This is a genomic window from Kitasatospora sp. NPDC036993 (assembly GCF_055607525.1).
On sequence record NZ_JBVJRP010000018.1, the window covers coordinates 12323 to 31334 of the forward strand.

Sequence of the window (19012 nt, forward strand, 5' to 3'; positions counted from 1 at the left end):
GGCGATGACGCGGTCGCCTCGCCGGAAGAGGCGTCCGTCTCCCCAGTGCTGGGGCTGGCCGTCGGTGTGGGGGGGGGTTGACCGCGGCCTGGAGGGCGAGGCCGAGTTCGTGGGTCCCGGCCGGGCCTTTGGTCATGGGGGCGAGGATCTGGATGTCCGCGGGGGCGATGCCGAATGCGGCGGGCAGGCGGCGGGTGGCGATGTCCAGGACAGTGGCGGGGATGTTCCGCGGGTCGGGGACCTTGATGAACCAGAAGTCCTTGGTGCTGTGGACGTTCTGGCCGGCCTTGATGCGGTGGGCGTTGTGGGTGATCGCGCTGTCCTCGCCCTGCCGGAAGACCTCGGTCAGTTCGGTGCGCGGGATCGCGGTGACGGCGAGGAGGTCGCGGAGCACTTGGCCCGCGCCGACGCTCGGAAGCTGGTGGACGTCGCCGACCAGGAGCAGGTGGGTACCGGGTGTGAGCTTGCCGAGCAGCCGGTCGAACAGGGCGAGGTCGAGCATGGAGGCCTCGTCGACGACGATGAGGTCGGCGTCCAGGGGGTCGTGGGCGTCGAAGAGACTGACCGGCCCGTCGTCCTCGTCGCGGGGTTTGCCGATCAGCCGGTGGACGGTGGTGGCGGTGCGGCCCGTGAATTCTGCCAGGCGCTTGGCCGCGCGGCCGGTGGGCGCGGCCAGGGCGACCTGGCCGCCGGCCGCTTCCACGACGTCGACGATGGTCCGCACGGTGAACGACTTCCCGCAGCCCGGTCCGCCGGTCAGTACGGAGACCGGTTCGCCGAGCGCCATCCTGACCGCGCTCTCCTGTGCCGGTACCAGATGCTGTTCCCGGTCCCCGAGTGGGAGCGGTGCGGTGTGCCACTCCCCCATCCCTTCCAGGCGCGTTCCGGTGGCGCGCAGCCGGGCGAGTCGGGAGGCGACGGAGGCTTCCGCGGCGTGCAGGTGCGGGGAGAAGGCGGCCAGGCGGTGGTGGTCGCCGTGGGGCAGGGGTTGGACGATGACGCGGCGTTCAGCGCGCAGTACGTCGAGTTGGGCGGGGAGAAGGTCGGTGAGGGTGTCGTCGCCGAGGTTCGTGGTGGTGCGGGTGTAGAGCTGGCGCTCGTGGAGGAAGCAGTGGCCTTCCTTGAGCGCTGCTTCGTCGAGGGTGTGGAGGAGCGCGGCCCGGAGGCGGTGGGGGCCGCGTTCTGGCAGTCCGAGCCAGAGGGCGAGTTTGTCGGCGAGTTTGAAGCCGATGCGGTAGACCTCGGTGAGCCGGTAGGGGTTGTCCTGGATGATCTCCAGCACGTCCGCGACGTCGTGGACTTCCTGGCGTTCGACGCGGAAGTGGCGGGCGATGCGGGGTGCGTGGGTGGCGGAGATGCCGGCGCTCTGGAGGAGGGCCATCAGTTGTCGGATCTCCTGGTGGAGCTGCCAGGACGCGATGATCTCCGCACAGCGGGCCGGGCCGATGAGGTGGAGGCCCGCACGATCCGAGGAGCCGCCGAAGTCCCGGTCCGCTCCCCCGCCCTCCCGTCTCCCCTCCATCACGACGAACACCGGCCCGGGCCCAAGCGCCGGGGCGGCGGTGAGGCGGCATCGCCCGGGCAGCAGCGGCTCGCGGCCCGGGCCGCACTTACCTACACCTCCGCCTCACTGGAACCCTCGGTGGGGCCCGAGGCCCGGCTGCTCGCCGTGATCTGCACGCTGCGGGTCCGGCCGTCGGGTCTGTCACCGCTGCCGCCCGGTCTGCTCAAGGCGCTTCGGATCCATGGCCCGGCCGCCCTCGCGGAGCTCCAGGCGGCCGGCTGGCTGCTGTGCACACCGCCGCTTTGACGATTCGGCGCCTTCTCCCCCCGACGGCCGCGCCATGGTGGCCGGTCAACAGGTCCGTGGCGCGGCCGGCGGTCCCGCTGCGGCCTTGCTCGACGTCGTTCAGGTGCATCCCGGCGCGAACGGCGGCCTCGGCGACCTCGCGTGCCTGTTCCGCCTCGAGGTACTCGCGCCGCCTGTCGCGCGGTGGGCCTGCGAACCTTCGACCAGCCGACCGTTCTCTTGCGACCGCGGGGACGGTGTGGCCGCTGATAGGTGGTGCGGCCTGTGGCAGTTCATCGGACCAGGGCTTCGACCACGGCCGCGTGGAACTGGCACTGTCGGATTGCGGAGGCGATGTCCTGCAGTGTCGGGGCGCCTTCCAGGCCGATGCACATCACTGCGCCGCCGGTCCTCTCGAGCATCTGCCACATCTCGTCGGTGAGGCGGGTCGGCCGCGGCAGGCGAACGGTCTTCGGGTCTGTGCTCTGCGCGGACTCGTTGTAGAAGCCTTCGAAGGTGCGGTCGGCCGAGTGGAAGACGGCCTTCCAGTCCTGGTCCTGCACGGGAACCGCGGGTGCCTCCCACACCGGCCAGCCGAAGCGTTCCTGGACGGCAGCGGTCGTGGCCGGATCGTGGCCGGACAACACCAGGGTGACAGCGCGCACCTGATTGCGTGTGATGACGGCTGTTCTGTCGTGGTGCCTGGCCTCCAGGGCACCGGGCACTGTCAGACCGGTGTGGGTGACGGCGATGCTGACGCCGGACCAGATGTTCCCGGGGCGATTCGTCATGGTCCCAGGATTGTGCGGGCAATCTCTCTCCTCGGACCGTTTCGCCTGGGTTCAGGCTTTCGGGTGAGCAGGTGGGCGCAGCAGGCCGGAGCACGATCGGCCTCCCGAACGTTGGCCACCCGAAGCCCGCGCGCCGGCCCGCTCGGTCCGGCATCTCGCCCCGGCGGGTCACTCCTCGTTCCGGCCCGGCTTCCAGTTCTCTTCCGGACTCGGAGACCCGGCTGGTGCCGGTGCTCGGGTTCCGCGGCACGACGGGCGGCCGGGTGTGTCTGCCTCCCGGTTCATGGTGCTCGAAGTCCGGCCGGCTCCCGGCGTGTCGCGAGTGCTCCTGTGGGGTCGTGGGCCCAGAGGGCCGCGGCGATACGGCGCATGACCGCTGGGCGCCTCGCTCCCGCGCCGGCCGGGAGGTCGAAGGGTTCGGGCACGATGATCATCGTCTGCGGGGCTCGCTCCGCGTGTTGGCCCATGAGGGGCGCAAGCGTGTCAACCAGGCCCATCGTGGTGTAGGAGTCGGAGGGGAGCGCGATGGCGTCGAGGTCGGAAGGCATGGGACGCCCCGCGGTCTGGCACCAGATGACAGGCTGGTCGTGCCTGCGCCGCGAGGTGCCCTGCGAGGGGATGAGGATATTGGCGTCGAGCATCCGCCAGGCCAGTCGAGACGCGAATGACTGTGCTTGCTTCGGGTTCTCGAGTACGGCCACCACACGGCGCAGCGAGTGCTGCTCGATGACATGGGCGAGGCCGAGTACCTGGGCTCGCCAGGGGTCCGTCGGCGTTTCGGGGACCCTGGTGCGGATCACCTGGTAGGGGCTGAGCAGGTTCTGGTCGACGAGTTCCCGACGCTCCACACGTCGCTGGTGAGTTCCGAAGATTTCTTGGGCGGGCATGTCGACGGTCCAGGAGCACCCGGCTTTGCCGCCGGTCGGGATTTCGTGGGGGATGCGGGGTGTTGCCGTCAGGTAGAGGCGGTTGTAGGCGACGATGCCGTCGTCGTAGTGGATCGGGGCGTGTGGGTGGTCCGGCCCGATGCTGCCCTCGGCTGTGCGGTGGGCGTCCTCGACGACAAGGTGGTCCCATGGGGCCAGTCGGTGGTCGCGGTGGCCCTGGGCGATGAGTTCGGCGTCCTGGTAGCGGGCCACGACGAGGACTTCCGAGGCGTGCTGGGCCATCCAGTCGGCCAGCTGGGTCGCGCTGGTGAGCCGGGGGTCTTTCCTGCCGGAGCGCGTGGGGTGGAGGTTGATGCCTGCGACTGATCGGTGGCGGACCAGGCGCCAGGTCTTGACCACGGCCTGGAGGTAAGCGGGGTCGGGTCCGAGTACCAGGCAGGCTCGGCCCTGTGTCCGGTCGGCCGTCACCGAGGCCACCAGGGTCTTCCCCGCTCCGGCCGGCATGTCGATCAGCTGGCGCCCGCCGCCGTAGAGCAGGAGGTCGGGGAAATCGGCGGGTAGGCGCTCGTGGCACGTCATCCACAGGCGTCTGGTGGGGGGGTCGGCGGGGTCGGGTCCTTCCCGCCGTACCCGGTTCTGCTCGTTGCCGGCACGGATCCCGATGAGGTTCTCGGGGGCGTCCTCCGTCTCCGCCGGGATGGTCCATTCCATGCCCAGGGCCTCGACGGAGGCGGTCTCCTCAGTGCCGAGGCCGCCGGCCGTGGCCATCGTGCGCAGGTCGCTGACCCACTGGCCGAGGGGAAACCGGGTGCCGAGGTGTTCGTCGACGTGGCCGGCGGGGACACGCAGGTGTCGGTGCTCTCGATAGAAGCGCCGGGCGGCGCGGAGGCCCTGGGCGTGAGTGGTGCTCCGACTGCCGTGCGGGCGGCGCAGCCCTATGGCGAGTGGATTGTCGTGAAGCAGCAGCGCGGCCAGTTGCGCCTGCTGTTCCTTGGCGAGTTCGGGGAACGTGTCGAACTGCTGGTCCAGCCATCGGGTGAGCGCGTTGGCGCGGCGCGGCAGGGGCCCCGGTGAGAGGGTCAGCCCGGTGCTGCGGGTACGCGCGCGGGAGCACATGCGCTGCCAGGCCTCGGGCCAGGCGGGGTTCCACCACGGGTCGATGTCTTTCAGGGCACGCCGGTAGGGCCCCGGGAGGGTGTCTGCGTCGTCCTGGCGCCGTTGCTCGGCGAGCCACTGGCCCAGCGGCCGCCCCCGGTAGGTCTCCCCGGGTTCCGGGAGCAGGTGTCCGTGCTGTGCGGCGTAGGCCTGGGCGGCTTCCAGATAGGTCTCGGTGCTGTCCTTGGGATGCGCCCAGGCCATGTTGCAGGTGGCCAGTGCCGCGGCACGGGTCGCGGAGAGGTCGCCCGCGGCCTTGAGGGCGCGCTGGTATCCGAGCCAGCAGCCGAGGTGGAAGCCGTCGGGGGCGATGTGGTTGCTCGGGACGTTCACGTGGCCGTGGGTGTCGAAGAAGAGCTGGGTGTTGGCCATCCCGATCTCCCAGACGTCGGGTTCGGGATCCATGACGCGCAGCATCAAGTGCGGAGCGATCTCGCCGGCCCGCTCGGGGCGGACGACGGAGGCCGCGGCGGACGCGGGCAGGAACAGCTGTGTTCCGCTCTTCGGGAGGCGGTAGAAGTAGTGTTCGTCGTACGCCTTGAGGGCGATCATGACCTGGTGCAGCAGGTGGTACGGGGTGCCGAACGTGGCCTCCTCGGCTCGTTGGCCGGGGCCGAAGAGCACGGGGATGACGAGCGTGGCGACCTTGTCCGCATCGGGTCCCAGGCGCAGCGCGCGGCCGATGGCCTGGAAGATCTCGACCGTGCTCTGTTTGGGGTCGGCGAACAGGACGGCGTCGGCCAGCGGGAAGTCGACTCCTTCGACGCACAGGCGGACGTTGCACAGCACTCTGAGGTCGGCCGGTCGGCCGGTGGCGCCCGGGTGTGGTGGTTGCGCGAATCGGGTCAGGCGCTCACGGCGTTCGCGCCGGTTGTGGCGGGAGTGGATGCTGGCGACCCAGAGGTCGTCGGCGTGGTGTCCTGGAACGCTGGCGGCGGTCTCGGGCAGGGTCTCGGCGAAGGCCTCGCTCTGGGCGATGCTGCGGCTGAACACCACGGCGCGGCGGATGCCGTGGTCTTCACGCGCTTTGAGCAGGGCCAGTTGGGCGGCGGCGACGCGCATGGCGTCGGCTTGCGGGGTTCGGGCGCGCTTGCGTCCGGCCAGGTAGGCGCGGAGGTCGGGATGGTGGATCTCGGGTGCCACGATGCGGTAGTCGGCGAGGCGCCCTTCCTGAATGGCTTGGGCCAGCGAGTAGCGGTAGGCGACGGGGCCGAAGAGGGCGATGTCGTCCATGGAGGCGACGGGCTCGACGGTGATGCCTCGCCTGACGTCCCAGATGCGCGGGGTGGCGGTGAGGTAGAGCCGGTGGCGGGCGGGGACGGCGTCGTCGTCGTGGATGGCACCCCAGGGCTTGTTGCGGGCGCCCGCGGTGCGGTGGGCTTCGTCGATCACCGCGATGTCCCAGCGGGGCAGCATGTGGCGCCGGTGAGCTTCCGCGATCTTGGGCAGTGAGGCGTAGGTGGCGAAGACGCTGACGGGCCCGTCCGCGCTGCGCGCGAGGCCGGCCAGGTGTTCGGCGTCGCCCGTCATGGTGAGCACACCGCCCAGGGCGGGTTCGCTGGTCTGCTCGTCGGAGCAGACGCCGATGTAGTGGCCCGGCCTGCCGGAGGTGTACCAGACTCGGGCGGTCTGGTTGAGCAGTTCCAGGGTGGGCAGGACGGTCAGGCTGCGGCTTCCGGCGGCGAGTTCGTGTGCGATGTGGACGGCCAGGTGGGTCTTCCCGGTGCCGCACGCCATGTGGACCTGCTGCCGCCTGTGGCCCATCGCGAAGGCGTTGAGGACGCAGTCCGCCGCTTCACGCTGGCGTGTCCACAGTTCGCTGGTGAGGCGTTGGACAGGTGGGTCGTACAGCACGGAACGGCTCCCGGGGCCGGGGAAACGGCTTCGCAGCCAGGATGCTGGCCGGGCCGCCGCGTGTGAGCGTCTCGGAGGAACGCTCACCCGGTGGGCTGAACCTTCTCCGAAGTGGCTCCGCCCGGGACGGAACGCCGTCTATGCAGGGGACACGGTGTGTTGCTGCCGGGCGGTGGCCGTGCCGTTGACCGGGTTCACCGGCAGACCCGTGGTGCACCGGCGCGGGTGTCCTGCAGGGGCGTTGAGGGGGATCGGGATGTGGGTGGGGAGCCTGCCGCGCCTGCCTCTGCGTTTCGTGGCCGACGAGTCGAACTGCTCGTTTCTGTGGCGGGTGGCCGGTGTGCAGGGGGTGGGGGTCGAGTTCCTTCTGAACGAGCTGGGCGACGGAGTGATGCAGCAGGCTCTGCGGCCGCATCTGGCGGAGGTGTTCCTGAGCCGGCCGGCGGCGGACCGGCTCGCCCGGATGCTCGCGATGCCTGCGGCGCGGCTTCGGTGGGCTCTTCCTCATCTACGGGAGGTGCATCTCCTGCCCGGTGAGCAGGCACGATGGGAGTGGCCGTGGCGGCCGCTGGAGCGCTACCTGGTGCCGGCCTGTGGACTGTGCGCGGCGGCACGGGGCGGGGGCTGGGGCGAGGTGTGGCAGGTCTGGCCGGAGCGGTGGCGGGTCTGCCAGCGGCACGGCCGTTTCAGCTACGTGTACGAGCGCGGGCCGGGCGGGGTGGATCTGGCCGGGGTTCCGGAATCGGTTCGGGCCCACCGTGTGCGGGGGCGTCTCGAGCGGCGGTTCGGGCCCCCGGGGGCGGCCCTCGTTGCCGATGCCTTCGCCGTTGCCGGCTGGTGCTGGCGCCGTGCCCCTGAGGTGCAGCGGTGGGTCGAGCGGGCCGAGCGGGCCGGGCTCGCGGGAAGGGACACCGAGACGGCGTGGCTGGTGGTGTATCCGGAGGCGGTGCAGGTGGCAAAGGCGCTGCTGCGTTACGAGCGGCAGCGCGCCGCCCTGCCCGGCGGGCCGTGGGCTGCAGCCGAGTCCCGCCTGGTGGTTGAGCTGGCCGAGTTGGCGGGCTCGCTGATGCTGCCCGCGCAGGAGTGGCGGGTCCCGGTGGCGGAGTGGCTGGATCGGCATCATCGGTGCGCCGGGGCGCAGGCCGTCACGGTCGGCGCCGGTCGGCGCGACCGGCAGCCGGTCACGGCGTTGGTCCATCGCGGTGACGGGGAGGCGACGAGCAGCTGCCTGCCGTGGGAGTGGAGCGACCCGTCCTGCGTCGTCTGAGCAGCCCGCCCCGAAGCTCTCCGACTCGTACTGGCGTCCAGTAGGTCCACGATCGGGTGCTGGAAGCCGGAAACGGCCGCTGGGGCCAGGCTCGGCGCGGGATGCTGCGTGGGGGACTCGCGCGAGGCGGTCGCCGAGGCATCCTGCAGGGAGTTGGGCGTGCGAGAAGCCCCGGTCAGCGCGGCGGAGATCACCGTCGCCTTCCTCGACCGGTTCGGGCGGCGCCGCGCGATCCCGGTCGCGGACGCGGCCGAGGTCCCGTTCGAGGAGCTGGCGCCGGTGCACCCCCCGGTGGCCTACCCGGGGCGGAAGTCCTTCGTCACCAACGCGTGGGCGAGCTCCACCGACCAGCCTCTGGCCTGCGGCTCTCTGCGCCAGCAGCACTGCGGGATGGTGTTGGACCGCGATCCGTCGGTGGGGCTTCGCAGCGCGGGACCGATGGAACTGCGGTGGAGCTGCGACGGGCGCGGTCACACCCTTCGGCCCGCGTTCGTAGCGGTTCGGGCCAGCCGGCGGGAGGTGATCCGCGTGCAGCCGGAAGAGCCGGGCGACGGATGGCAGTGGGAGCAGGAGGTGCTGGCCGCGGCGGCGGAGGCGGCCGGCTGGCAGGTGCGGGTGATGCAGCCGCCCACCGGCGTGGAACTGGACAACCTCAGCCTGCTCTACGCCGCCCGTAATCCGCGCTGGTTGCCGCAGGGACAGGACGATCTTCTGGCGGAGCAGTTCTCCTCGCCGCGGACCATCCGCTCCGGGGTACGCGCGGCCGGCCTGCCCCAGGCCCAGGGAATCGACCTCGCCTACCACCTCATCTGGGCCGACCGGCTGCACATCGACACCGACGCGCTCCTCACCCCGGCCTCGACCGCCTGGACCGCCTCCGGGGAGAGGGGGTGAGCGCGCCGGGGCGGTCCTCCGACGGTGCGGCACCCGCAGTCGCCGACAGCATCGCGCTCGGCGACACGATCCGCTTCCGCGGATCCGCCTGGCGAGTCACCGCCTTCCACGGGCCCCGTCTGTTCCTGGACGCCGTCACGGCGGCGGGCCACGCGGAACCGCTGGTCATCCTGCAGACGGCGGTGACCGCCGCCGCCGACTTCGCCGTACTCGACCGGGCCGCGCCGCGCAGCACACTTGCCGCCCGCTCCGGCGAGTTCCACGCCTTGCCGCAGGCGCTGCGCACAGCGGCCCTCGCGTGGGAGAAGCACGTCATGGAGGTCCTGCACGAGCAGGCCCCGCATGTCCCCGCCATCACCGAGCCCCGGCCCGCCTTCGACCCGCAGCACCGCACCCTGCGTCAGCGGTACCAGGCCAAGGCCGAACAGCTCACCCAGGCCGGGACACCGGTGTCGCCGGCCACCGTCGAACGCAAGTGCGCCGCCTGGCGCAAGGACGGTCTGATGGGCCTGGTCGACAGGCGCGGGCTACGCACCGCAACCCCGCACGGGCGCGTCGATGCACGCGTGGTCGACATCGTGTGGGAGATCCTGGGCGAGGAACGTGGCAGAGGGCAGTCACCGGGGACCCTGTCGAGGCTCATCGGCCGGGTCGAGCGGACCGTCAAGGCCCGTTACGCCGATCTCCTGGCCGACCCAAAGACAGCACGCGGCCTGGTGAACAGTCCGGCGACGCTCTACCGGCTGATGGAACGGCTGGGCGTCACCGCGCAGGGCGCGCACGCGGCCGCGGCCCGCCGCAGGGCGGGATCCGCCACTGCCGCAGAGCGGCGCGGCTCCCGACGGGCGACGTTGGCCCGGTGGCCGGGGGAACTGGTCCAGATCGACACCACCGGCCTGGACGTCCTCGTCCTCGACGACAGCGGCCGGGCCATCTCGGTGGAGCTGACCATCGCGATCGACGTGGCCACCCGCAGCGTCATCGGCTGCCTGATCGTGCCCAAGCGCATCGGCACCACCGGCAGAACTGGACGATGGGCCGACGGACGGGCCACCCGTTCCTTCGACACCATGCAGGTCCTCGCCCAGGCCACCGCCCCGCTGCCCGCCCGGCCGGGCTGGGCTCCCGAGACGTTCATGGAAGGCTCCGACCTGCCTTTCGAGGACCTCCTGGCCGCCGATGCCCGCTTCGCCGGCTCCGCGGCACGGCCCGTCATCAAACCCGAAACGCTGGTCATCGACCACGGCTCGCCCTACATCTCCGCGGACTTCACCCGGGCCTGCCACAGCCTGGGCATCGAGGTGCGCGAAGCCCGGCTGCGCACCGCCGTCGACAAGGCGATCGTCGAACGCGCGATGCGGGCCGTGAAGACCGGCTTCAGCCAGTACCTGGCCTCCTACACCCATCACCGCCTGGACCTGCGCGGCAAGCGCGTCCGCAAGCAGCCGTTGTGGACGATCTCCCAGTTGCAGGACCTGTTCGAGCAGTGGGTGGTCCTCCGCTGGCAGCAGACCCCGCACGGCGCACTGCGCAGCCCCTTCACCCCCGGACTCCGCCTGACCCCCAATCAGATGTATGCGGCTCTGGTCTCCCTGCGCGGCTACCGGGCCGTCGCGCTTACCGCGCAGGAGGAGCGCAAACTGCTGCCGGCCGTCTGGGTACGGGTCGGCCGCAAGGGCTTCCAGATCAACAACCGCACCTACAACCTGGACAGGGGAAGGCTGGACCCCTTCCGCGGGCCCTCCGGGATCACCGCACAGCAGGGACGCTGGGAGGTCCGCTACTCCCCCAACCACCCGGAGGTCGCCTGGCTCTTCGACCACCGGACCGAGGCGGGCCTCGACCCGTGGACCGAGGTGCCCTTCATCCACCGGCGGCTGCTGACCGACCAGTGGACCGAGGAGACGTGGGAGGAGGGCTTGCGTGTCCATCTCGCGGCCGGCGGCGACCGGCGCAACGAGGTCGCCATCGCCCGCGCCGCCGACCAGCTCCTGCGCACCGCGGCCGCCGGCCCTTCGCCGGCCCCGGCGGCGACCCCCGCCGCCCGTACAGCCGCCACGACCCGTCCTGCGCTGCCCGCTGCCCGTACCCCCTCCAGTGACGACATGCCGCCCCTGGACCCGGCCTCCGTCCGCCCGTTCCGCTCCCTCGACCGCCCCGCCGAGGACCTCTTCGACACCCCGGAGCGCGTCCGGGGCAAGGCCGACCTGAGCCTGGACGAGTTCCTGGCATCCCTTCCGGGCTTCCACCCTCCCGCGGCCGATCCCGGCACCGCGCAGACCACCGACCGCGACCCCGGCACCGGCCCCGTTCAGGAGGACAGCGACACCGATCGGCCGGCAACGGACGGGCGGTGCGGCGACGAGCCCGGCGGCGGACCCCGAGGAGACAGCCGTTGAAGACTCCGGTACGCGAACCCCAAAGTGGTGGCGGACCCGCCGCTGAAGCGCTGCTGGCACCCGCCGCCCCGACGACGTTGCCGGGATGGCGCGCCCGCGTGCGTCACCGGCCCGCTCCTCCCCCGATCCCACCGGCCGACAGCCCCTCCCCCGTCGACTCCCCCGTCGACGAGGACGACCCGCGCGTTCGCTACCACGCGCGCCTCGGTCTCGTGGAGACCACCGACATCGCCAGAGGCCTGAAGCTTGCACGGCGGCTGCTGCGCCGCGGCCCGGACGGCCGGCCCCTCTACCCGCACGTGGCCATCGACAGCGACTGCCGCGGCACCGGCAAACGCACCCTGCTCCACCAGATCGGCCTGGCCCACCAGGGACGGCTCGAGAAGCTCCGTGGCATCGACGACAGCCGGATCCCCGTGGTGTGCATCAACACCCCGCCCGACCCCGGCTCCGCGGCCGACTGGTCCGCGGCCCTGGCGGTCTTCCTCGGCTGGGACCTCTACCGGCCGGACACCGATCAGCGCCCCGTCCAGCGCATGAAGGACTTCACCGGCCCCGCCCTCCACGTCATGCGTCACGCCCGCACCGAGATCTGCCTCGTCGACGGAATCGACCGGCTGCGGGCGGAAGACCTCCAGTCGACCTTCGACCACTTCGACTGCCTGGCCGACGAACTGGGCCTGACCGTCCTCTGGAGCGGCATCGGCTCCAGCGACATCCTCCGAGAAGCCCGCACCGCACGCTTCAGCTCCCTTCGGCGCCCCGCCGAAACCGCCTCCCTTCGGCAGCGGTCCGTTCCACCCTCTGGGTCAACCGACTGCCGCCCCGCTGCTCGGAACATCCCGACGAATGGGTCAGCACCCTTCTCACCCTCGACGGGCGGCTGAGACTGCGGCACCACCGGCCGGGCAGCCTGCTGGAGCACCAGGAGGAGCTCTACCGCATCACGGACGGCCTCATGGAGCACCTCGCCCCGCTCCTCGGCATGGCCGGCCAACTGGCCATCCTCGACCGCACCGAGGCCATCACCCTGGACGTCATCCACGACGCCGCCCAGTACCTCGACCTACTCACGGCGGAACGCGAAGCCCTGTAGAGACGGTCCCGCGCCGCAGTCCTCGCCTTCGCCGGATCATCATGGTGCGCCTACTGTCAACTTCGTACGATAGGAATGTAGTTATCGCCTATTGTCGAGCCTGACGAGCACAGGGACGACGGAGGCGGCAGAGTTGAGTGGGGGTCGCCCGGCACACCGGAGGAAGGCTCTTCCCGCCCGGGACCGGTTGGAAGTGTGGGTTCGCAGCGGGGGGCGGTGCGCGCTGTGCAACGCCTACCTGCTGGAAGGGCCCTTGTCATCGCGCACACTGAATCTGGGCGAGATGGCACACATCGTCGGGCAGAGCACTGACGCCCGGTCGCCACGGGGCGAGCATCCGCTGAATCCCGATCTGCGGGACAGCGCGGACAACCTGATGCTGCTGTGCGCCGACGAGCACGCCGAGATCGATGCACAGGGCGCCCTGAACGTCTTCACCGTCGAGCGGCTGCGCCGGTTGAAGCTGGAGCACGAGGACCGCATCCGGCACGTAACAGGGCTGGGGCCGGACCGCACCACCACGGTGGTCCGGGTGGTGGGGTCGGTCCACGGGAAGGCCGTGGAGCTGTCGCGGGATGCTGCCGTGGACGCCGTGACTGCGCGCTCCCGTTTCCCGTTGTTCCTCGAGTCCTACTCCCGCCATGGGGTAGAGGTCGACCTGCGGGGCATACCCGGCGAGGACTGCACCCCATCCCAGAGCGCGCAGTCCGCCGCCGTCAGCAGCCGCAGCTACTACCAGTACGCGGCCAGGGCCATCGACGAAGTGATCACGAACCAGCTGAAAGCAGGCGTCGACCGCGACACCGTGCGACACATCAGCGTCTTCGGGTTCGCACGCCTTCCCCTGCTTGTGCACCTGGGGTCCAGGCTGGACGACACCGTGCCGACGGATGTGTACCAGCGCCACCGCATCGGGCAGTCGTGGACCTGGCCGGCGGAGACAGGCCCGGCAACGAAGTTCACGGTGCGCGTGGACCAGGACGTTCCGGCCGAGGACGAGGCTGTGGTGGTCATGAACGTCTCCGGCACGATAGCCGGGCGTGAGATCCCGGCCGACCTCGCTGCTCTGCGTCGTTACGAGATCAGCCCGGTCGGCGCGCCGACGCACCCGGACATCCTGCGGCGACAGGCTTCCTTGCAGTCGCTGGAAGCCGCCATGCGGGGCTTCCTGGCAAGCTTGGAGACCGAGGCGAAGACTCTGCGGCGCCTCCACGTCCTGCCGGCCCTCCCCATGTCCGCAGCGGTGGCACTGGGCCGCACGCACCATCCGCAGGTGCACCCCGAGTTGGTGATCTACGAGCGGCTGGCAGGACGGTACGTTGCCACGCTGGAGGTGGGCCGGGCGGCCTGCTGACGTACGTGGCCCCGGGGCAACTTCAGGGTGCTGGCAACGCCAGGTCACCGTGGGCGATGAACCGGTGCGCGGGTTGGACTCCGGTGTGGGGCTGGGCGCACAGATGGGTCCCGGAGACCGGGGCGCGCATCTGCGTGCCCAGGAGGTTGACCAAGGTCGCGGTGGTCGCCATCAGGTCGGCGGCGGAGCCGTGGAACGTGGGTACGGAGCAGCCTCGGACCGGCCGTAGCTCGTCCCCGGGCGCCGGCTCGGTCCACAGACCGTGGTAGGGCTCAAGGTCCGGCGTGGCCAGGACATGGCGGCCGGCGGCCTGGTCGATAGTGCTGGGTCCTCGGGGAGTGCCGGGGGCGACGAGTGTGAGGATTCCCAAGGACGCGGTGCGGGTGTCCACGGCCAGTTGTGCGAGTGCGGCTCTGCGTTGCGGTCGTTGTGCCAGTTGGTCGAGGAAGTGTCCGACGGTCACGCTGACGGTGGCGTCGAGGATGAGGTCGGAATGGTCGGCTGCCTCCAGGAGTTCGGGCGAGGGAGGTTGCGGGGCGATGTCGATGGAGACGTCGTCCCGGATGCTGGCCAGCCGTTGGGCCAGGGCGTGGGCTTTCGGCATGCCGATGTGGCCCTCGGTGTAGTTCTGCCTCATGAGGAGTCCGCCGGTGATTCGGCCGGAGTCGCTGAGCGTGAGGCGGGAGGCTCCGGCGCGGACCATCAGTTCGGCTGCCCACGAGCCGATGCCGCCGCACCCCCAGATGTGGACGAGACGGCCGTCGAAGGCGTGGACTGGCCGCTGCGCGTCACGGCGGGTGGTGACTGCGGGGCGCTCGTCGGAGAGGTAGCACCATTCGATGCCCGCGTCGCTCACCTCGGGCGGTAGGGCGCTCAGGTGGCGAGGTGTCGTGCGGCGGGCGAGTCGGCGCAGCAGGTCGCTCGGGCCGGAGGGCAGGCGTCCGGCGAGGAGGAACAAGGGCGAGCAAGGCGCTGCGGGGTGCGGAACCGCCAGGACGAAATGCTGCTCGGTGCCTTCGGGGTTGCGTACGGCGCTCGCGGCCAGGGCTGTCAGCAGGGCCCTGGAGGCGGCGCCGGACGGGGGTGTCGGGCGGGGCGTGCTGGTGGGGCCGGCGTCGATGAGCGTCATCAAGTGCGCCAGGGTCTCACCTGCGCCCAGGAGCAGTGAGTGCTCCAGCGTCAGGATCGGGGTCCGGAGGCCGTCGTCGTCCTGGCGTTGGCTGGTGAGGTCGAGGCGTTGGGCGGTGCGCGGGGTGAGCCAGCCGATCGCGGCGCGGGCGTGCGCCACCGGCTCGCGCACGACGACCGTGGGAGCGCCCGGTGTGTGGTGGAGGACGCCGCCGACGGCGTGGTAGAGCGCGGTGGTGGCGTCGAACTTTCCGGCGGCTGCGTCGGTGAGCCATTGCCACAGGCGGCTCATGAGCGAGGGGATGCCGGCGAGGGGATCCCATTCGCGGGCCGGGTCGAGGTAGAGGCACAGGCGGTTTCCCAGCAGGACGTGTGGTGTACCGGCGAAGCGGAGATGCGGGGTTCGTACTCCGGGCGGGGCCAGGGGCGTGGAGGGAAGGACGAGTAGGAACTCCTCGGTGTCGTCGAGGCGCAGTCCGTCCGGCGAGCGCGGCATGTCCGCGGTGCGGATGTGGATGGTGACGGTTACCTGCCCGCCGGGGGCGGCACGGGGCCTGCCGACTACCCGCACCTCCCCGGGGTGTTTGTCCGCGAGTTGCTTGAGTTCGGCCAGTTGCCGGCGCTGCCAGTCGTTGGGGCCGTCGGGGCGCTGCCTGCGCTTGGTCATCCCGCGCGCCCGGGGCGCGTGGCCGTGGTCAGTAGCGATGCGGCGGCGAACTTGGGGGTGAGCGACGAGGAGGAGGTGCCCGGCAGGGAGGGGAAGGAGTCGCCGAACAGGTTCCGCCACAGCCGGACGCTCCTGTCGTGGTCCTGCTCGTTGTATGCGTCGCGGATCTCCTGGGCGTGGGTGTGGATGCGGGCGCGGAAGTAGCTGTAGGTGGTCTGGTCCCAGCGGTGGTCGAAGGTGGCTCCGGATCCGGAGGGGTCGGCGATCGAGGGCTTGTAGGGGCGGGCCTGCAGCCAGTTGTCGAGGTCGTCGACGATGGTCAGCAGCGCGGTGGGCGCGTTGCCGTAGCAGCCGGGGCGGGCCAGTGCTGTTGCCTGGCTGACGCGCTCGCCGAGCAGGGTGGTGAGGATGATGGACCGGGTTCCGGTGAAGGAGTTCTTGTGGTCCCGCAGGAACTTCATCAGCCGGATGACCTTGCGGAGGTTGCCGTCCGCGATGCTGTCCTTCTCCTTCATCCAGGCGGTGAAGCCGTCGGGGTTGGTTTCCTCCCAGTGGTTGCCGTCCCGGTTGACGATCACCTCCCGGCCGTCCTTCAGGAACAGGTGCGGGACGATGTCGACGTGCATGGAGTTGGCGTAACGCAGCTGCACACAACGGCACTTGCGGGTGTGGGGCATGTCCTTGTAGATGCTGTTCCGGTGGAGGGCCGCGTAGACCTTGTCGATGTAGGTCTTTGGGCTGTCGGCCCACTCGTGCACCTCGGCGAGGCGGAGCATGAAGTCGGCGTCGAACTCCTTGTCCCCGACGGGATTGATGATGGTGCGCTGCGCCCACGAGCCCTGGCGCTCCTTGCCCAGGATCAGCGGGCCGAGTTCGGGGTCGTTCCGGAGTGCCTGGTAGATGGACTCGACCCGGCTGTCGAGGAGGTCCAGCTTTGCCTGGCTGAGGTTGACGGTGTCCCGCAGGAAGGCGCGGAAGCTGTTGACGTGCTGCACAGGTCTGTTTCCTTTCGTGGGTCAGCAATGGGATGAAGCGGCTCAGCCTGGTCACCGAGCAGTTCGGGCGGGTGGAGGTCCCAGGGGTGTGGGGACCTGATAGAGCTCCGGCCGCCGGTTCGGAGCCTGGCGGCTCCGAACCGGTACTCAAAGGAGAGCTCAGGTCCAGTCGATGTGCCCGTACCTGATGAAGTAGTGGCAGCGCTTGTCTCCGCGCAGCTCGTCGATGCTGGGAGACACCGTGAGCGGCTCGGAGGCTTTCACGGTCCAGTTGGGGAGGATGCTCGGGTTCAGGTTGAGCAGCACCCGATGTCCTTCCTTGCACGGGCAGTCGAAGGCGAGCCACTTCATAATCTGTCCGTTGGCCACCAGCACGGCTGTCCCGCGAGGGATCCGCCGGGGAAGGTCGTGAATGCTGATGACGACCTCACCGACCTGCCACCGCCGTCGTACTCTCCAGGAACGGATCCAGCGGGTGAGCGTCCTCAGGCCGCCCAATTCAGTCCCCAGTAGCGCTCCGTGTCTCCGTAGCCAGCCACGGCGTCGGAGGCGCAGTAGTGCCCCGGTCCGGGTTCCTGATGGTTGAGCGAGGTCCGGCGGTCATGGAAAAGCAGCAGAGTCTCGCTCGGACGCAGGGTCTGCCCGTAGCCGACGAGCCGTTCGAGAAGCTCGCCGACGGCGGCTGCAGCCGTTGCCGTGGTGTAGGCGACGACAGCGGGCTCGATGCCGGGCAGCGCCGGGGCGTATCCCTCCTTGGCCAGCTGGGTCTGTTCTGCGGCGGGGCGTTCCTGAGCGGCTGCCAGCGCGGGGGTGACCCGTTCGCGGCACAGCAGGCAGGCGGCGCCGGGGTGGAGGACGGTGATGCGGCCGATGATGTCCTGGATCTGGCCCTGGGGGGTTGCGGTGATCTTGACGCCGCAGTCGATGAGCGGGGTGAGGTAGGCGTGGGAGAAGCGGGAGAGCCGCATCCGGCCGGCTTCGTCGTCGGTGCATCCGAAGACGACGTCCGCGCCGACGACGTGGTGGGCGATCTTGCGCCGGCTCACGCTTCCGACCACCGGTTCGACCGTGACGCCGTCGGCGATGCGGGTGAGGTGGTCGGCCAGGACGTGGACCTTGGGGCGGCCGACGTCGGCGGGGGTCGAGCCGTAGACGCGGGTGAGGTTGCTGGTCGAGAGGGTGTCGGGGTCGATCAGCGTGAGCCGGCGGATTCCGAGGCGGACGAGTTGTTCGGCGACCGCTGAGCCGGTTCCTCCGGCGCCGACGACGGCGATGTGGAGTTCTCCAAGGACGCGCTGGATCTCGGTGCCGAAGGCGCGGATCTGGCGGTCGTGGAGGCCGAGAAGGCTCGGGGTGTCGGAGTCGAAGGATCGCAGGAGGCGGAAGGTGGGCCCGGCGATGAAGATCCGGTCGATGGCCGCCTGGTGCTCGCCCTCGATGCGGCCGGTGAACGTCATGCCGCCTTCGTGCGGGGCGATGATCAGGGTTCCGTAGAGCCCGCTGCGGGTGCGGGTGCGGAAGGTGGCGGCGAGCTGTGCGTCGACGGCGGCGTCGCGGCGGCTCGGGAGCGGGGCCGAGCCGGGCGCGGGGTGAGTGTGGACCCAGATCGCGGTGGCTCCGGCGCGCTCGGCTTCGCGCAGGGCGGGCATGTAGCCGTCCGAGGAGATGCCGAGGGCGGTGTCAGTGCGCTCGCGGTAGGCGTCGTCGGGAACTTCGAGGAGACGGACGCCGAGCAGGCGCAGGGATCCGTCCGGCAGGACGGCACGCCGGGTGAGGAGTACCGCGGCGCTCTCGACCGGGCAAGCCGCGATCACGGTGAGGCGGTCGGCCACCTCGGTGGTGAGGGTGAGGGTGGTGCGGTTCACGCGGCGGCTCCCGCGGCGGCCAGCTCGGTGCGCAGCAGCGTGAGGTAGCTCTTGAGGCTGTCGGTGCCGGGCTGCCACGCGGACAGCGGGAGGTGGCGCGACCAGCGCTGCCAGGTCCGGCCCCGGTGGGTCTCGTGGACTTCGGTCGCGGGGATCGTGCCGCCCGCGGCCGTGGTCAGGGTGGGCGAGGTCCACCACATGTCCGGTGGGACGTCGGGGTAGAGCGGTTGCAGGCGCAGGAGGATGTCCGCCTGCGTGGCGTTCAGGCCTTCGGGGAGCGGGAAGTCGGTGATCTGGATGCAGAGCATCCCGCCGTCTTCGGACACGTCGTAGGTGAGGCCCGCCTCGCGCAGGGCGGTGTGGTCCTCGGCCGGCAGGTCCATCATCGCGGCCCCTCGTCGTCACCCGGGTTGATGCTGCCCGGGGCGGTGAAGAAGCGCATGCCGTCGTGCAGGCGGACCACCTCGTCGGCGGCGATCTTGCGGTCGTGCTGGTCGACGACGTCGAGCCACAGGTCGCGGTCGTCGGGGACCGGCGGCGTCAGCAGGGCGCGGATCTCCTGGCCGCTCATCCGCTTGCGGGTGACCTCGTAGGGGTGCCGGTCGATGAAGATCGTGATGGGCTGGGGGTCGGAGAAGAAGCGCATGCCGTCCCGCAGGTCGACCGGCTCGTCCTCCGCGAGCCGGCGGTCGGGCGCGTCGGGGATGTCGAGCCAGATCACCCTGCCGGTCGGGATGTCCGGGTTGGGAACCTGGCGCAGCTGCGCCGGGGTGGCGCGGTGGTGCGCGGTGTCGTACTCGCGGCCGTCGATGAAGACGGTGGTCCGCCGGGCGGACGGGCTGGGGAGCGCCGTGGGCTCGGTCATGAGGGT

General features: G+C 70.8%; 15 protein-coding genes and 1 pseudogene. 7 read left to right on the forward strand and 9 right to left on the reverse strand.

Features of this window, described 5'->3' with window-relative positions; genetic code table 11:
- Positions 1-334: 334 nt before the first annotated feature.
- Positions 335-1522 (reverse strand): annotated as a pseudogene (locus ACZ7C5_RS30580) (AAA family ATPase); the annotation flags it as partial.
- Between the two features lie 120 nt (positions 1523-1642).
- Here ACZ7C5_RS30580 and ACZ7C5_RS30585 point away from each other — a divergent pair.
- Positions 1643-1810: a hypothetical protein gene (locus ACZ7C5_RS30585; protein ID WP_470323890.1), complete on the forward strand. Its 168-nt coding sequence runs from the start codon at positions 1643-1645 to the stop codon at positions 1808-1810.
- A gap of 272 nt (positions 1811-2082) precedes the next feature.
- Here ACZ7C5_RS30585 and ACZ7C5_RS30590 read toward each other — a convergent pair whose 3' ends face one another.
- Positions 2083-2580, reverse strand: coding sequence for a hypothetical protein (locus tag ACZ7C5_RS30590; RefSeq protein WP_352297425.1), 498 nt, complete (start codon positions 2578-2580; stop codon positions 2083-2085).
- 281 nt (positions 2581-2861) lie between these two features.
- Positions 2862-6476 carry a helicase associated domain-containing protein gene (locus ACZ7C5_RS30595; protein WP_470323891.1) on the reverse strand — a complete coding sequence of 1205 codons (3615 nt, stop codon included), beginning with the start codon at positions 6474-6476 and terminating at the stop codon, positions 2862-2864.
- Positions 6477-6771: 295 nt separating this feature from the next.
- On the opposite strand from ACZ7C5_RS30595, the gene ACZ7C5_RS30600 reads away from it, so the two are divergent.
- From ACZ7C5_RS30600 to ACZ7C5_RS30625, 6 genes are all read left to right on the forward strand, one after another.
- Positions 6772-7743, forward strand: a complete 972-nt coding sequence (locus ACZ7C5_RS30600) for a hypothetical protein (protein ID WP_470323892.1) — start codon at positions 6772-6774, stop codon at positions 7741-7743.
- Positions 7744-7902: 159 nt separating this feature from the next.
- Positions 7903-8637 (forward strand): TnsA-like heteromeric transposase endonuclease subunit, encoded by a 735-nt coding sequence (locus ACZ7C5_RS30605; RefSeq protein WP_470323893.1) that lies wholly within the window; start codon positions 7903-7905, stop codon positions 8635-8637.
- On the forward strand, positions 8634-11036 hold the full coding sequence (locus tag ACZ7C5_RS30610) for a transposase family protein (RefSeq protein WP_470323894.1): 2403 nt from the start codon (positions 8634-8636) through the stop codon (positions 11034-11036). The genes ACZ7C5_RS30605 and ACZ7C5_RS30610 overlap by 4 nt, the downstream gene beginning before the upstream one ends.
- A gap of 212 nt (positions 11037-11248) precedes the next feature.
- The gene (locus ACZ7C5_RS30615; protein WP_470323895.1) at positions 11249-11923 is read left to right on the forward strand and encodes a P-loop NTPase family protein; all 675 of its coding nucleotides are present in this window, start codon (positions 11249-11251) and stop codon (positions 11921-11923) included.
- A 71-nt stretch (positions 11924-11994) separates the two neighbouring features.
- On the forward strand, positions 11995-12132 hold the full coding sequence (locus ACZ7C5_RS30620) for a hypothetical protein (RefSeq protein ID WP_470323896.1): 138 nt from the start codon (positions 11995-11997) through the stop codon (positions 12130-12132).
- A gap of 283 nt (positions 12133-12415) precedes the next feature.
- Positions 12416-13486: an SAVED domain-containing protein gene (locus tag ACZ7C5_RS30625; RefSeq protein WP_470323897.1), complete on the forward strand. Its 1071-nt coding sequence runs from the start codon at positions 12416-12418 to the stop codon at positions 13484-13486.
- Positions 13487-13508: 22 nt separating this feature from the next.
- Here the strand turns inward: ACZ7C5_RS30625 and ACZ7C5_RS30630 are convergent, their stop codons facing one another.
- The 6 genes from ACZ7C5_RS30630 to ACZ7C5_RS30655 all read right to left on the reverse strand — a co-directional run bounded on the left by ACZ7C5_RS30630 (position 13509) and on the right by ACZ7C5_RS30655 (position 19006).
- The gene (locus ACZ7C5_RS30630) at positions 13509-15281 is read right to left on the reverse strand and encodes a ThiF family adenylyltransferase (protein ID WP_470323898.1); all 1773 of its coding nucleotides are present in this window, start codon (positions 15279-15281) and stop codon (positions 13509-13511) included.
- Entirely contained in the window at positions 15278-16276 is a 999-nt protein-coding gene (locus ACZ7C5_RS30635) for an SMODS domain-containing nucleotidyltransferase (RefSeq protein ID WP_470323899.1), read from the reverse strand. Before ACZ7C5_RS30635 ends, ACZ7C5_RS30630 begins: the two co-directional genes overlap by 4 nt.
- A 159-nt stretch (positions 16277-16435) precedes the next feature.
- The gene (locus ACZ7C5_RS30640) at positions 16436-16774 is read right to left on the reverse strand and encodes a ubiquitination-like system serine protease family protein (protein ID WP_470323900.1); all 339 of its coding nucleotides are present in this window, start codon (positions 16772-16774) and stop codon (positions 16436-16438) included.
- The gene (locus ACZ7C5_RS30645) at positions 16762-18141 is read right to left on the reverse strand and encodes a ThiF family adenylyltransferase (protein WP_470323901.1); all 1380 of its coding nucleotides are present in this window, start codon (positions 18139-18141) and stop codon (positions 16762-16764) included. The genes ACZ7C5_RS30640 and ACZ7C5_RS30645 overlap by 13 nt, the downstream gene beginning before the upstream one ends.
- A complete protein-coding gene (locus ACZ7C5_RS30650) occupies positions 18138-18527 on the reverse strand; it encodes an E2/UBC family protein (RefSeq protein ID WP_470323902.1) in 390 nt (129 codons plus the stop codon). Before ACZ7C5_RS30650 ends, ACZ7C5_RS30645 begins: the two co-directional genes overlap by 4 nt.
- Positions 18524-19006: a multiubiquitin domain-containing protein gene (locus ACZ7C5_RS30655; protein WP_470323903.1), complete on the reverse strand. Its 483-nt coding sequence runs from the start codon at positions 19004-19006 to the stop codon at positions 18524-18526. Before ACZ7C5_RS30655 ends, ACZ7C5_RS30650 begins: the two co-directional genes overlap by 4 nt.
- Positions 19007-19012 lie beyond the last annotated feature (6 nt).